The sequence below is a fragment of the Sphingobium agrisoli genome (assembly GCF_041877245.1).
Lineage (GTDB): Bacteria > Pseudomonadota > Alphaproteobacteria > Sphingomonadales > Sphingomonadaceae > Sphingobium.
This window is the reverse complement of the sequence record NZ_JBHDJI010000004.1, coordinates 313,415-327,466: the sequence shown is the minus strand read 5'-3', so window position 1 is coordinate 327,466 and position 14,052 is coordinate 313,415. Positions and strand designations below refer to the sequence as shown.

Here is a 14,052-nt window from a genome sequence, read left to right as displayed (position 1 = left end):
CGAAAAGGGTCAGCCCGCCGCCGGCGTCAGCTTCAGCAGCCGCCCCTGCGATCCGCCGCCATCCTCCAGGAGCCACAGCGCGCCGTCCGGTCCCTGCTCCACCTCGCGGATGCGCGCGCCCATGTCCCACTGGTCGGCCTTGCTCGCATTCTCGCCGTCCAGCTTCACGCGGACAAGCGCCTTGCTCGACAGGCCGCCAATGAACAGCGAGTCTTTCCATTGCGGGAACATGTCGCCCGAATAATAAAGCAGCCCGCCCGGCGAGATCACCGGGTTCCACCAGACTTTGGGCGCTTCGAAGCCATCGCCCGGCTTGTGATCGGGAATGTCGCGCCCGTCATAATGGTCGCCGTTCGACGCCAGCGGATAGCCATAGTTGAGGCCGGGCTTGACGAGGTTCACCTCGTCGCCGCCCTTCGGCCCCATCTCCTGCTCCCACAGTCGCCCGTCCTTGTCGAAGGCGATGCCCAGCAGGTTGCGATGGCCGTAGGACCAGACCGCCGGATGGAATCCCTTCGCCGCCAGCGGATTCTCCGCCGCCGGCGTGCCGTCCAGGTTCAGGCGCAGCACCTTGCCCAGCGTCGCCTTGGGGTCTTGCGCCGGATCGAATTGCTGCCGCTCGCCATTGGTGAAGAAGAGATATTTGCCGTCGGGCGAGAAGGCGATGCGGCCCGAATAATGGCCGTTCCCCTCGACATAGGGGGTGGCGCGGAAGATCACCTGCACCCCGTCCAGTTTGGTCGTGCCGTCGCTCGCCTGGTTGAAGGTGCCCTTCGCCAGCGCCACGCCCTTGCCGCCGTCGCGTGCCTCGGAGAAGCTGAAATAGACCGCCTTGTCCTTCGCAAAAGTGGGAGAGGGGACCACGTCCATCAGGCCGCCTTGTCCCGCGCTGTCGACGGCCGGGATGCCCGCGACCGGAATCTTCGTGCCGTTCTTCGGATCGAACAGGATCATCTCGCCCGCCTTCTCCGTCACGAGCGCGCGCCCGTCCGGCAGGAAGGTCATGGCCCAGGGCGAATCGAAATCGGCGATGATCGACGTCTTGAACGGCTTGTCCGCGCCCATGGCGGCATTCTGCCCGGTGGCGTTCTGCGCCGAACAGGCGATGAGGATGAGGGGGAGGGTGGTCGCCAGTGAACGCCGCATGACTTGTGTCTCCGTTCGCCCTGAGCCTGTCGAAGGGCTGCGCTTTTCTTCAGGAAGAAATGGGCTTCGACAAGGCTCAGCCCGAACGGAAATGAGCAGGGATTAAAATTGTTGCAGAAAATCGACGCCCTGCCTATATCGGCAATGCTTCCTTACATCGTTACACATGTCGGGGTCGCGGGCGGATCGCTCGCGGCGCGGGAAGCCACGCATTTTTGAGCATCTGGAGACCGCATGGCGGACATCGCCGAACTGACCGCATTGATCGAGCCCGAGGTGAAGGCCCTTGGCTTCGACCTCGTGCGCGTGAAGCTGTTCGGATCGGGCGACGATCATACGCTTCAGATCATGGCCGAAGACCCAAGGACGAAGCAGCTCGTCATCGAGGATTGCGCCGCCATCTCGCGCCGCCTGTCGGATGTGCTGGACGAGGCCGATCCGATCGAGGAAGCTTATCGCCTCGAAGTCAGTTCGCCCGGCATCGATCGCCCGCTGACCCGCCTGCACGACTTCCAGGAATGGGCCGGGCATGAGGCAAAGGTCGCCGCGACCGAACTGGTCGAGGGGCGCAAGAGCTTTCGCGGGCTGCTGAACGGCGTGGAGGGGGAGGATATCCTGTTCGCCGACGCCAAGGCGGGCGATGTCCGCATCCCCTTTGCGCTGGTCCATGACGCGAAGCTGCTGCTGACCGACAAGCTGATTTCTGCTACGATGCCGCTCTCTTCCGATGGGGCGGATGAATTTGAAACCGAGGAATAAGGGTTCATAAGTCATGGCCAACGCCATTTCCGCAAACAAGGCCGAGCTGATCGCCATCGCCAATTCGGTGGCGAGCGAGAAGATGATCGACAAGGCCATCGTCATCGAGGCGATGGAAGACGCGATCCAGCGCGCGGCGCGCGCCCGCTACGGCGCGGAAAACGATATTCGCGCCAAGCTCGATCCCGACAGCGGCGACCTGCGTCTGTGGCGCGTCGTGGAAGTGGTCGACACGGTGGAGGATTATTTCAAGCAGGTGGACTTGAAGCAGGCCGCGAAGCTGAAGAAGGACGCCGTGGTCGGCGACTTCATCGTCGATCCGCTGCCTCCCATCGACCTTGGCCGCATCGACGCCCAGTCCGCCAAGCAGGTGATCTTCCAGAAGGTCCGCGATGCCGAGCGCGAACGCCAATATGAGGAATATAAGGACCGCGTGGGCGAGATCATCACCGGCGTCGTCAAGTCGGTCGAGTTCGGCCATGTCGTCGTCAACCTCGGTCGCGCCGAGGGCGTCATCCGCCGCGACCAGCAGATCCCGCGCGAAGTCGTCCGCGTCGGCGACCGCATTCGTTCGGTGGTGCTCAACGTCCGTCGCGAAAATCGCGGGCCGCAGATTTTCCTCAGCCGTGCGCACCCCGAATTCATGAAGAAGCTGTTCGCGCAGGAAGTCCCCGAAATCTACGATGGCGTCATCACCATCATGGCCGCCGCCCGCGATCCGGGCAGCCGCGCGAAGATCGGCGTCATCAGCCGCGACAGCAGTATCGACCCCGTCGGCGCCTGCGTCGGCATGAAGGGCAGCCGCGTCCAGGCGGTCGTGCAGGAAATGCAGGGCGAAAAGATCGACATCATTCCCTGGTCCGAAGACACCGCGACCTTCGTCGTCAACGCGCTCCAGCCCGCGCAGGTCGCCCGCGTCGTCATCGACGAGGAAGAGGAGCGCATCGAAGTCGTCGTTCCCGATGATCAGCTGTCGCTCGCCATCGGCCGCCGCGGCCAGAATGTCCGCCTCGCCAGCCAGCTGACCGGCAAGGCGATCGACATCATGACCGAGGCCGACGCCAGCGAGAAGCGCCAGAAGGAATTCATCCAGCGCTCCGAAATGTTCCAGAACGAACTGGACGTGGACGAGACTCTCTCTCAGCTGCTGGTGGCCGAAGGCTTCGGCGAGCTGGAAGAGGTCGCCTATGTCGAGGTGGACGAACTGGCGAGCATCGAAGGCTTTGACGACGAACTCGCCGCCGAGCTTCAGAGCCGCGCGCAGGAAGCGCTCGACCGCCGCGAAGCCGCCGCCCGCGAAGAGCGCCGGGCATTGGGCGTCGAAGACGCGCTGGCCGACATGCCGCATCTCACCGAAGCCATGCTGGTGACGCTGGGCAAGGCGGGGATCAAGACGCTGGACGACCTCGCCGATCTCGCCACCGACGAACTGGTGCAGAAGAAGCGCGTCGATCAGCGTCGCCGCAAGAATGACAGCGGCAATGAGGACAAGGGCGGCATCCTGGCCACCTACGGCCTCAGCGACGAGCAGGGCAATGAGATCATCATGGCCGCCCGCGCCCACTGGTTCGACGAAGAGGAAGCGTAAGCAGCCCATGCCCTTCGTGGACATCCGCCTGGCCGACAGCACCCCCCGCGAGCAGAAAGCCGCGGTGGTCGCTGCGTGGCGTCTGCTTTCGTCCCCCGGACGGAAGCCGGCGGCTGCCGCCCGGATCGCGATTTCCCAAATCTTCGCCGAAAATCGCGCGGCTGGCGGGCCATTGCTCGCCGACCGCGCCGCGACGCCTCAGCCAAGGGAGGACGCCCATGCTGCGGACACTCCCCGATGAGAGGCTGACCCTCCCCACAGCATTATCTCCGTTCGGTTCGAGCAGCATCGAGCTTGGCGAGATGCGTCCGTCGAGAACCGACCTGTCGGTTCTCGACGGGCTCGAACCGGCTCGACCCGAACGGTCTTGTGGTGGCGGAGGCCGCGCATGACCGAACGCAAATGCATCCTGACCGGCGACCGGGCCGATCCCGACACGCTGATCCGCCTCGCCGTCGGTCCGGAGGGGCAGGTGCTGCCCGACATCCGCGCCAAGGCGCCAGGACGCGGCGCATGGATCGGCGTCAGCCGCGCCGAACTTGAAGCCGCGCTGGCGAAGGGCAAGCTGCGCGGCGCGCTCGCCCGCGCGTTCAAGGGCGGCGACCTCGCCATCCCGGATGATCTGCCGGCGCTGATCGAGGATGGCCTGCGCCGCGCGCTGCTCGACCGGCTGGGGCTGGAGGCGCGCGCGTCGATGCTGCTCACCGGTTCGGAAAAGATCGACGTCGCCTGCCGCAAGGGGCAGGTGCAGTTGTTGCTCCATGCCGCCGACGCGGCCGCCGACGGCAATCGCAAGCTCGACCAGGCGCTGCGCGTCGGGCAGGAAGCGGAAGGCACGGATTTGGCGGGCATCACCTTGCCTGTGGACCGCGACGCCCTATCTATGGCAATGGGGCGGGATAATGTCGTCCATATCGCGGTGACCGACTCGCGTGCAGCGTCGCGTCTGCGCGCGGCCATAGGCCGCTTGGAAAGCTATCTGGGTTGCGCTACGCAAGCGCCCGCGCAAGGGGAGCAAGGCTCCACCGATGCGCCGGGCGTTTCCGGCTAGGCATTGAAAATAGGGCGCCGGCGGGCCTTTCCGGCCGGAGCGGAAGTGAAGGGTTAAGTTCGATCGTATGAGTGACAGCAAGGAAGACAAGCCGGTTCTGGGTCGCAAGCCGCTGGGCATCAAGCGGACCGTGGAATCCGGTCAGGTGCAGCAGCAGTTCAGCCATGGCCGCAAGAATACGGTCGTGGTTGAGGTGAAGCGGCGCCGCGTCCTGGGCAAGCCCGGCGAGACGACCGGTGGCGCGCCTGCGGCTGCGCCCCAGGCCGATCCCGTTCCCGCGCCGCGCCCCGCCGCGCCCGCGCCCGCGCCGCAGCAGACTCGCGCGCCGCAGCCCGCTGCCCCGCGCCAGGCGCCACCGCAGAGCCTGATGTCGCGTCAGGAATTGCAGGCCAAGCTGCTGCGTGAGGCCGAGGAAGCCCGCATGACGGCGCTGGAAGAAGCGCGCCGCCGTGAGGATGCCGCGCGTCTCGCCGCCAGCGAGGAAGAAAAGCGCCGCGCCGAGGAAAACCGTCTCGCCGCCGAAGCCGGCAGCGCGCCGGCCGCCGAGCCGCAGGCCGAGCCCGAAGCGCCTGCTCCGGTCGAGCAAGCGCCTGCCGCTGAAGCCGCGCCCCAGCCGCGCGAGGACGCGACGCCCGCGCCCGCCGCTTCCACCGTGCCGCCGCCGCGTCGCTTCACGCCGGTCGCGCCGGTCAAGCGCCCCGAGCCGGCCAAGCCCGATCGCGCCAAGAAGGGCGAGGATAATCGCCGCCAGTCCGGCAAGCTGACCGTAACCCGCGCGCTCGCCGATGACGACAGCGCCCGCGCGCGCAGCCTCGCGGCATTGAAGCGCGCCCGCGAAAAGGAAAAGCGCGCCCATTATTCGGGCGGCGCGCAGCAGCGTGAAAAGCAGTCGCGCGATGTCGTAGTGCCCGAAAGCATCACCGTGCAGGAACTCGCCAACCGCATGGCCGAAAAGGGCGCGGACCTGGTGAAAGCGCTGTTCAAGATGGGCACCGCCGTCACGTTGAACCAGCCGATCGATCAGGATACGGCGGAACTACTGGTCGAGGAATTCGGCCACCGCATCCAGCGCGTGTCCGACGCCGACGTCGAAATCGGCATGGAAGGCGAGGCCGATGCGCCCGAAACGCTCCAGCCGCGTCCGCCCGTGGTCACGATCATGGGCCATGTCGATCATGGCAAGACCTCTCTGCTCGACGCACTGCGCGGCACCAGCGTCGTGTCGGGCGAAAGCGGCGGCATCACCCAGCATATCGGCGCCTATCAGGTGAAGACCAAGGGCGGCGACACCATCACCTTCCTCGACACGCCGGGCCACGAGGCTTTCTCGGAGATGCGCGCGCGTGGCGCGAACGTCACCGACATCGTCATCCTGGTGGTGGCGGCCGACGACGGGCTGATGCCGCAGACGATCGAGGCGATCAACCATACCAAGGCGGCCGGCGTGCCGATGATCGTGGCGATCAACAAGGTCGACAAGCCCGAGGCCAACCCGCAGAAGGTGCGCGAACGCCTGCTGAGCGAGGAGATCGTGGTCGAGGATATGGGCGGCGACGTGCAGGATGTGGAAGTCTCTGCGCTCAAGAAGACCGGCCTCGACGAACTGCTCGAAAAGATCCTGCTTCAGGCCGAACTGCTCGAACTGACCGCCAACCCCGATCGCGCCGCCGAAGGCAATGTGGTCGAGGCGCAGCTCGACAAGGGCCGGGGCGCGGTCGCGACGGTTCTCGTGCGCAAGGGCACGCTGAAGATCGGCGACACCTTCGTCATTGGCTCTGAAAGCGGCAAGGTCCGCGCGATGATCAACGACAAGGGCCAGCAGGTGAAGGTCGCCGGTCCTTCGACCCCAGTCGAGGTGCTGGGCCTGTCGGGCGTTCCGATGGCGGGCGACCAGCTCACCGTCGTGGAGAATGAGGCGCGCGCCCGCGAAGTCGCGGCCTATCGTCAGGAACAGGCGACCAAGAAGCGCACCACCAATGCGCCGACGAGCTTTGAACATATGTTCTCTGCGCTCAACACCACCGTCATCGAATACCCGGTGGTGGTGAAGGGCGACGTGCAGGGTTCTGTCGAAGCGATCGTGTCGTCGCTGAACCGCATCTCGACCGACGAGATCAAGGTCCGTATCCTGCATTCGGGCGTCGGCGCGATTACCGAAAGCGACGTTACGCTGGCCGCCGCCAGCCGCGCACCGCTGATCGGCTTCAACGTCCGGCCCAATGCGAAGGCGCGCCAGTTGGCGGAGCGCGAGAAAATCTCGCTGCGCTATTATGACGTGATCTACGACCTGCTGGAGGAAGTCCGCGGCGAAATGGCGGGCCAGCTCGCGCCCGAGCGCATCGAAACGGTCGTCGGCCGCGCCGAGGTGCTTCAGGTGTTCCCGGCGGGCAAGAAGGACAAGGCGGCAGGGCTGCTCGTTATGGAAGGCATCATCCGCAAGGGGCTGGCCGCGCGCCTTACCCGCGACGATGTCATCGTGTCGCGCACCAACATCGCCTCGCTCCGCCGCTTCAAGGACGACGTGTCCGAAGTCCGGGCCGGCATGGAATGCGGCGCGGTGCTCCAGGATACGAACGACATCAAGGTCGGCGACACGCTCGAACTGTTCGAGGTCGAGGAACGCCAGCGCACGCTGTGACCGAGGAAACTGTCAGGAGCCAGCCGACGGTGGATCCAGCGGATTGGATCCCCGAGTCGGCTGCGCTCTTGACCTCCTTGGGTGTGTCCCATTCTGGACGCTTCTGATTTTCGTTGTTCTGACGGTGGGGATGCAAGTCGGAAATCTATACGATGGTTAAGCATTTAGAACCCGAAGGCCCCTCCGTCCGCCTGCTCCGCGTGGGCGAGCAGGTGCGCCATGTCCTGTCCGACATCCTCCAGCGCGGCGACGTGCATGACGATGTGCTCGCCAGCCATGTCGTCAGCGTCACCGAAGTCCGCATGTCGCCCGACCTGCGTCATGCGACCGTGTTCGTGAAATCGCTGCTGGGACAGGATGAGGAAGCGGTGCTCAAGGCGCTGCGCACCAACACCGCCTATCTCCAGCGCGAAGTCGCGCACCGCATCCGCCTCAAATATGCGGCAAAGCTCAAATTCCTTGCTGACGAGAGCTTCGACGAAGGCAGCCATATCGACAAGCTGCTGCGCGATCCCAAGGTAGCGCGAGACCTGGAGCAGGACGGCGAATAACCTTCGACGCCTGCCCGGCGGCGCGCTAACAGCTTTCCGAACTATAACCGGATCGGGGCAGCGCATGAACAATATGGCATGGATCGCGGCGGGCTTGATGCTTCTGTCTGTGCCCGCCCTCGCCAAAGACTCCGGGCCGCTGTCCGCCGTCATCGCCGATCCCGCGCCAGACGCCGCCTATCCCGCCGGGATGAGCGCCTTCGTCATCCCGGCGGAAAATGGCGCGATGAACGCGGTCATGTACACTGCCGCCGGGTCCGGGACGCACCCGACGCTTCTGCTGCTCCACGGCTTCCCCGGCAACGAGCAGAATCTCGACCTCGCCCAGGCCGCCCGCCGCGCCGGGTGGAACGTGCTGACCCTCCATTATCGCGGCAGTTGGGGCAGCCCCGGCGCCTTCTCCTTCGGCAATGCGTCGGAGGACGCCTTCACCGCGCTCCAGTATCTGCAACAGCCCGCCACCGTCGCGAAATTCCGCATCGACACCAGCGCGATCGTCGCGGCCGGGCACAGCATGGGCGGCTTCATGGCGGCGGACGCGGCGGCGGCCGAACCGCGCGTCGCCGGCCTGTTTCTGATCGACCCCTGGGATCCGTCCCAGACCGCCGCCTCGCTCGCGACGCCCGACGGCGACGCGGGCTGGAAGGCCGAAGTCGCCGGCGACCTGCCGCCGCTCGCCGGCGCGACCTATGAAAGCCTGACCGCGGAGATCAAAAGCGAGACGGCCAAGTTCGACCTCGGCCGCCGCCTCGCCGCCTATGCCCGTCGCCCGCTCACCATTATCGGGGCGGAGCGCGGCATCGGCGCGCAGGCGCGCAAGGTCGCGGCCGATGCGCAGGGCGCGAACCCCGATGCGCGGCTGATGGTCTGGCCGACCGACCATAGTTTTTCGGACAAGCGGATCGCGCTGGCCGACGCGCTGCTGCGCTTCCTCGCGGGCGTCGCGCCGACCATGCGCTGACCCGATGGCGAAGCTCTATTTCTACTACAGCTCCATGAATGCGGGCAAATCGACCACCCTGCTGCAATCGAGCTTCAACTATCAGGAACGCGGCATGGCGACGATGCTGTGGACCGCCGCCATCGACGATCGCTACGGCGCGGCGCGCATCGCCTCCCGCATCGGGCTGGAACAGCCCGCGCACCTGTTCGATCCGAAGGTCGATCTGTTCGCCGTGATCGGCGATCAGCACGCCGCGACTCCTCTGTCCTGCGTGCTGGTGGACGAGGCGCAGTTCCTGTCCCGAACACAGGTCTGGCAATTGGCGGCGGTGTGCGACCGCCTCGACGTGCCCGTCCTCTGCTACGGCCTGCGTACCGATTTCCAGGGCGCGCTGTTCGAAGGCAGCGCCCATCTGCTCGGCCTCGCCGACACGCTGAGCGAGATCAAGACGATCTGCGACTGCGGGCGCAAGGCGACGATGAACCTGCGCGTCGACGCCGATGGCCGCCCCGTCCACCAGGGCGCACAGACCCAGATCGGCGGCAATGACGATTATGTCGCGCTGTGCCGCCGCCACTTCGTCGAGCGGATGGCGCGCTGACGCCTCAGTCCAGCGTTGCGATCCAGCCCGGCAGATCGGCCAGCCGCTCCAGTTGCACGAAGCGCGCATGATCGGAGGGCGTGCGGGCGCGCTCATGCGCCCAGCCGCCCTCCTGCGGGATGAACGCGGCCCAGGCGCCCGCCTCCAGCGCCGGCAATATGTCCGACCGCATCGAATCGCCCGCCATCACCGCCGCTTCGGCGGGCACATCATGCCGCGTGAACAGGGTGCGAAACGTGTCCGCCGTCTTGTCGCTGACGATCTCGATCCCCGAAAACAGGTCGCCCAGGCCCGACGCCGCCAGCTTGCTTTCCTGATGCAGCAGGTCGCCCTTCGTCACCAACACGAGGGGGGCGATGTTGGCGAGCGCCCGCAGCGTCTCCTCCACCCGGTCGAACAATTGCACCGGATGCGCCAGCAGCGCGCGCCCCGCCGCCAATATCTGCTCGATCATCGTCGCCGACAGCGCGTCGCCCGCCAGTTCCACCGCCGTTTCGATCATCGAGAGGGTGAAGCCCTTCGCGCCATAGCCATAGAGCGGCAGGTTGCGCGTTTCGCACATGATCAGCCGCTCGCGCGTCACATCGGCATCGGCGAACGGACGCAGCATGTCGAGCAGCGCGTCCTCGGTCGCGTTGAAATGGCGCATATTGTGCCAGAGCGTGTCGTCGGCATCGAGGCAGATGAGCTGGATCGTCACGCCGCGTCCGTTAGCGCATAAAAGGCTGACAGAACAGGGCAGGGGGGATACGGACCGCCGCCATGCACGGCTGGATCATCCTCGACAAACCCCATGGCCTCGGCTCGACCCAAGCGGTCAGCGCGGTCAAGCGCGCGCTTCGCATACAGCGGGAGGTGACGGGGGGCGCGGGCAAATGGAAGGTCGGCCACGGCGGCACGCTCGATCCGTTGGCGACCGGCGTGCTGCCGATCGCGGTGGGCGAAGCGACCAAGCTCGCCGGCCGGATGCTGGACAGCGACAAGATATACGAATTCACTGTCCAGTTCGGGGTCCAGACCGACACGCTCGACCTGGAAGGGAAGGCCATCGCGACCAGCGACCATCGCCCGACGCGCGCCGAAGTGGAGGCTATCCTCCCTCGCTTCACCGGCGCGATCGAACAGGCTCCCCCTGCCTACAGCGCCATCCTGATCGACGGCCAGCGCGCTTACGACCTTGCCCGCAAGGGGGAGGCTGTGGAGATGAAGGCGAGGGCGGTGACGATCCACTCTCTCACCCCCGTTCGGTTCGAGCCTGTCGAGAACCCGGTGCAAGGCTTCTCGACAGGCTCGAACCGAACGGAGGGGGGCGCATGTTCGTCTATCACCCTCACCGCCCACGTCTCGAAGGGCACCTATATCCGCTCCCTCGCGCGCGACATCGCGCTGGCGCTCGGCACCGTCGGCCATGTCACCATGCTTCGGCGCGTCAAGGCCGGGCCGTTCACGCTCGAATCGGCGATTTCGCTGGACAAACTGGACGAAGCTGCTATGGGCGGCGACCTCGGCGGCGTGATGCTGCCGTTGACGGCGGGGCTGGACGACATCCCGGCCCTTCCCGTCACTCCCGATGAAGCATTGGCTCTCCGTCAGGGGAGGGTGCTCATGGGGAAACCGCACACCGGTCTCCTGCTGGCGATGTTGGGCGAAACGCCCGTCGCGCTGGTGGAGTCCAGTGGCCCGGAGATCCGGGTGGTGCGCGGCTTCAATCTCTAGATATGAAAGGAAGCCCGATGTCGATCACTGCCGAGCGCAAGGAAGCGCTGATCAAGGAACATGCCCGCGCCGAAGGCGATACGGGTTCGCCCGAAGTCCAGGTCGCGATCCTGTCGGAGCGCATCTCGAACCTGACCGAGCATTTCAAGGGTCACCACAAGGATAACCACAGCCGTCGCGGCCTGCTGATGCTGGTCAACAAGCGCCGGTCGCTGCTGGACTATCTCAAGCGCAAGGATGAGGGCCGCTACACCGACCTCATCGCCAAGCTGGGCCTGCGTAAGTGACCTGATCGTTCGGCCCGCTTCGGCGGGCCGTTTACGTTTCAGGTCATCCCGGCGAAGGCCGGGATCGAGGGGACTGGGCGCAGCCTTCGTAACCCTGGGCTCCGGCTTTCGCCGGAGCACGATAACAGATATAGGGCGTTCGGGTTGAACGCCTTCTCCCCATGGGGAGCAAGACAAAGGGAAGGTCACGCAATCCGGCGTGATCCTCGCAATCGGGGCCACACGACGCCCCAAAGCCGCAGCGGGCCGGTTAGCCCGCAGATGAGGCCCCGCCGGGCAATAGGGCCGTGGCGGGCGAAGGAAAAAGCATGTTTGATGTAAAGAAAGTTTCGATCGAGCTGGCAGGCAAAACCCTGACTCTCGAAACCGGTCGCATTGCGCGTCAGGCCGACGCCGCCGTGCTGGCGACCTATGGCGAAACGGTGGTGCTCTGCGCCGTGACCGCCGCCAAGTCGGTGAAGGAAGGGCAGGACTTCTTCCCGCTGACCGTTCACTATCAGGAAAAATATTCGGCAGCCGGCCGCATCCCCGGCGGCTTCTTCAAGCGCGAACGCGGCGCGACGGAAAAGGAAACGCTGGTTTCCCGCCTGATCGACCGTCCGATCCGCCCGCTCTTCCCCGAGGGCTTCTACAACGAGATCAACGTCATCGCCCAGGTGCTGAGCTTCGATGGCGAAAGCGAGCCGGACATCGTGGCGATGATCGCCGCCTCGGCCGCGCTGACGCTGTCGGGCGTGCCCTTCATGGGGCCGATCGGCGCTGCCCGCGTCGGCTACAAGGACGGCGAATATCAGCTGAACCCGTCCCTTGAGGAAGTGAAGACCGGCGAACTCGACCTCGTCGTCGCCGCCACCGGCAACGCCGTCATGATGGTCGAATCCGAAGCCAAGGAACTGTCGGAAGACGTGATGCTAGGCGCCGTCCTTTTCGCGCACGAAGCGAGCAAGAAGATCGCCAACGCGATCATCGACCTCGCTGAAAAGGCCGCGAAGGATCCGTGGGACATCGCCAAGGGCGACGACCTCGGCGACCTCAAGAAGAAGCTCACCAAGCTGATCGGCAAGGACATCGCGGCCGCCTACAAGCTGACCGACAAGTCCGCCCGCTCGAACGCGCTCAACGAAGCCCGCGCGAAGGCGAAGGAAAGCTTCGCCAAGGACGGCCTCGACGCCCAGACCGTGATGGCCGGCATTAAGCTCACCAAGAAGCTGGAAGCCGAAATCGTCCGCACCGCCATCCTCAAGGACGGCAAGCGCATCGACGGCCGCACCACCACCCAGATTCGCCCGATCGAGGCGATGGTCGGCTTCCTGCCGCGCACCCATGGTTCGGCGCTGTTCACCCGCGGCGAAACCCAGGCGATCTGCACCACCACCTTGGGCACCAAGGACGCGGAGCAGATGATCGACGGCCTCACTGGCCTGCACTATGAAAACTTCATGCTGCACTACAACTTCCCGCCCTATTCGGTCGGCGAAGTCGGCCGCTTCGGTGCGCCGGGCCGTCGTGAAGTGGGTCATGGCAAGCTCGCCTGGCGCGCGCTGCACCCCGTGCTGCCCAGCAAGGACGAGTTCCCCTACACGATACGCGTCCTGTCCGACATCACCGAATCCAACGGCTCGTCCTCGATGGCGACCGTCTGCGGTGGCTCGCTCTCGATGATGGACGCAGGCGTGCCGCTGAAGCGTCCGGTGTCCGGCATCGCCATGGGTCTGATCCTGGAAGGCAAGGATTTCGCGGTCATCAGCGACATTCTGGGCGACGAGGATCACCTGGGCGACATGGACTTCAAGGTGGCGGGCACGGAAGCGGGCATCACCACCATGCAGATGGACATCAAGGTCGCCGGCATCACGCAGGAAATCTTCGAGGTCGCGCTGCGTCAGGCGAAGGAAGGCCGCGCCCATATCCTGGGTGAAATGAGCAAGGCGCTGTCCTCGACCCGCACCGAACTGTCGGCCCACGCCCCGCGCATCGAAACGATCCAGATCGAGAAGTCCAAGATCCGCGACGTCATCGGCACCGGCGGCAAGGTCATCCGCGAGATCGTCGCGGAAACCGGCGCGAAGGTCGACATCGACGATGAGGGGATCATCAAGATCAGCTCGTCCGACATCGCCCAGATCGAAGCCGCCAAGAAGTGGATTCTCGGCATCGTCGAGGAAGCGGAAGTCGGCAAGATCTACACCGGCAAGGTCGTCAACATCGTCGACTTCGGTGCGTTCGTGAACTTCATGGGCGGCAAGGACGGTCTCGTCCACGTCTCCGAAATGAAGAATGAGCGCGTCGAAAAGCCGACCGACGTCGTGTCGGAAGGTCAGGAAGTGAAGGTCAAGGTTCTCGAGATCGACCCGCGCGGCAAGGTGCGCCTGTCCATGCGCGTCGTCGATCAGGAAACCGGCGAGGAACTGGAGGACACCCGTCCCGCTCGCGAACCGCGTGAACCGCGCGGTGATCGCGGCGAAGGTCGCGGTGACCGCGGCCGTGGCACGCGCCGTGACGGCGGCGACCGTGGCGGACGCGGTGGCGACCGGGGCGGGGATCGCGGCCCGCGTCGTGATCGCGGCCCGCGCAGCGAGGGCGGAAAGGGCGATGATGACGGCTCGAACGCCGGCCTGCCCGACTTCCTGACCCAGGACTGATCCGCTTTTCCGTCCTAACCGAAGCTAGCAAAGGGGCGCATGGATGATCCATGCGCCCTTTTTCGTTCTTGACAATGCAATTCACTAATCTCGATCAATGCGATTGCGAAACTATCTGGTACGGTGTCAG

At 65.4% G+C, this 14,052-nt stretch carries 13 protein-coding genes; 11 read left to right on the top strand and 2 right to left on the bottom strand.

Features of this window, described 5'->3' with window-relative positions; genetic code table 11:
- Positions 1 to 9: 9 nt before the first annotated feature.
- Positions 10 to 1,146, bottom strand: a complete 1,137-nt coding sequence (locus tag ACETPF_RS09860) for a PQQ-dependent sugar dehydrogenase (protein WP_373934267.1) — start codon at positions 1,144 to 1,146, stop codon at positions 10 to 12.
- Between the two features lie 234 nt (positions 1,147 to 1,380).
- Here ACETPF_RS09860 and rimP point away from each other — a divergent pair, with 234 nt between their 5' ends.
- From rimP to ACETPF_RS09820, 8 genes are all read left to right on the top strand, one after another.
- The gene (rimP, locus tag ACETPF_RS09855; protein WP_373934266.1) at positions 1,381 to 1,905 is read left to right on the top strand and encodes a ribosome maturation protein RimP; all 525 of its coding nucleotides are present in this window, start codon (positions 1,381 to 1,383) and stop codon (positions 1,903 to 1,905) included.
- A 13-nt stretch (positions 1,906 to 1,918) separates the two neighbouring features.
- On the top strand, positions 1,919 to 3,493 hold the full coding sequence (gene nusA, locus ACETPF_RS09850; protein ID WP_373934265.1) for a transcription termination factor NusA: 1,575 nt from the start codon (positions 1,919 to 1,921) through the stop codon (positions 3,491 to 3,493).
- 7 nt (positions 3,494 to 3,500) lie between these two features.
- Positions 3,501 to 3,734: an isomerase gene (locus tag ACETPF_RS09845; protein ID WP_373934264.1), complete on the top strand. Its 234-nt coding sequence runs from the start codon at positions 3,501 to 3,503 to the stop codon at positions 3,732 to 3,734.
- Between the two features lie 147 nt (positions 3,735 to 3,881).
- On the top strand, positions 3,882 to 4,544 hold the full coding sequence (locus tag ACETPF_RS09840) for a DUF448 domain-containing protein (protein ID WP_373934263.1): 663 nt from the start codon (positions 3,882 to 3,884) through the stop codon (positions 4,542 to 4,544).
- 67 nt (positions 4,545 to 4,611) lie between these two features.
- Entirely contained in the window at positions 4,612 to 7,182 is a 2,571-nt protein-coding gene (gene infB, locus ACETPF_RS09835) for a translation initiation factor IF-2 (protein WP_373934262.1), read from the top strand.
- A 152-nt stretch (positions 7,183 to 7,334) separates the two neighbouring features.
- Entirely contained in the window at positions 7,335 to 7,733 is a 399-nt protein-coding gene (rbfA, locus tag ACETPF_RS09830; protein ID WP_373934261.1) for a 30S ribosome-binding factor RbfA, read from the top strand.
- Positions 7,734 to 7,830: 97 nt separating this feature from the next.
- Positions 7,831 to 8,694: an alpha/beta hydrolase family protein gene (locus ACETPF_RS09825; RefSeq protein WP_373934312.1), complete on the top strand. Its 864-nt coding sequence runs from the start codon at positions 7,831 to 7,833 to the stop codon at positions 8,692 to 8,694.
- Between the two features lie 4 nt (positions 8,695 to 8,698).
- Complete coding sequence (locus ACETPF_RS09820) at positions 8,699 to 9,277, top strand: thymidine kinase (protein ID WP_373934260.1); 579 nt, start codon at positions 8,699 to 8,701, stop codon at positions 9,275 to 9,277.
- A gap of 4 nt (positions 9,278 to 9,281) precedes the next feature.
- Here ACETPF_RS09820 and ACETPF_RS09815 read toward each other — a convergent pair whose 3' ends face one another.
- Positions 9,282 to 9,977 (bottom strand): HAD family hydrolase, encoded by a 696-nt coding sequence (locus ACETPF_RS09815; protein WP_373934259.1) that lies wholly within the window; start codon positions 9,975 to 9,977, stop codon positions 9,282 to 9,284.
- Positions 9,978 to 10,039: 62 nt separating this feature from the next.
- Between ACETPF_RS09815 and truB the strand changes: the two genes are divergently transcribed.
- The 3 genes from truB (at position 10,040) to pnp (ending at position 13,922) form a co-directional block, all read left to right on the top strand.
- The gene (gene truB / locus ACETPF_RS09810) at positions 10,040 to 10,993 is read left to right on the top strand and encodes a tRNA pseudouridine(55) synthase TruB (RefSeq protein ID WP_373934258.1); all 954 of its coding nucleotides are present in this window, start codon (positions 10,040 to 10,042) and stop codon (positions 10,991 to 10,993) included.
- A gap of 17 nt (positions 10,994 to 11,010) precedes the next feature.
- Positions 11,011 to 11,280 carry a 30S ribosomal protein S15 gene (gene rpsO, locus ACETPF_RS09805; RefSeq protein ID WP_373934257.1) on the top strand — a complete coding sequence of 90 codons (270 nt, stop codon included), beginning with the start codon at positions 11,011 to 11,013 and terminating at the stop codon, positions 11,278 to 11,280.
- Positions 11,281 to 11,588: 308 nt separating this feature from the next.
- Entirely contained in the window at positions 11,589 to 13,922 is a 2,334-nt protein-coding gene (pnp, locus tag ACETPF_RS09800; protein WP_373934256.1) for a polyribonucleotide nucleotidyltransferase, read from the top strand.
- The last annotated feature ends 130 nt before the right edge of the window (positions 13,923 to 14,052 follow it).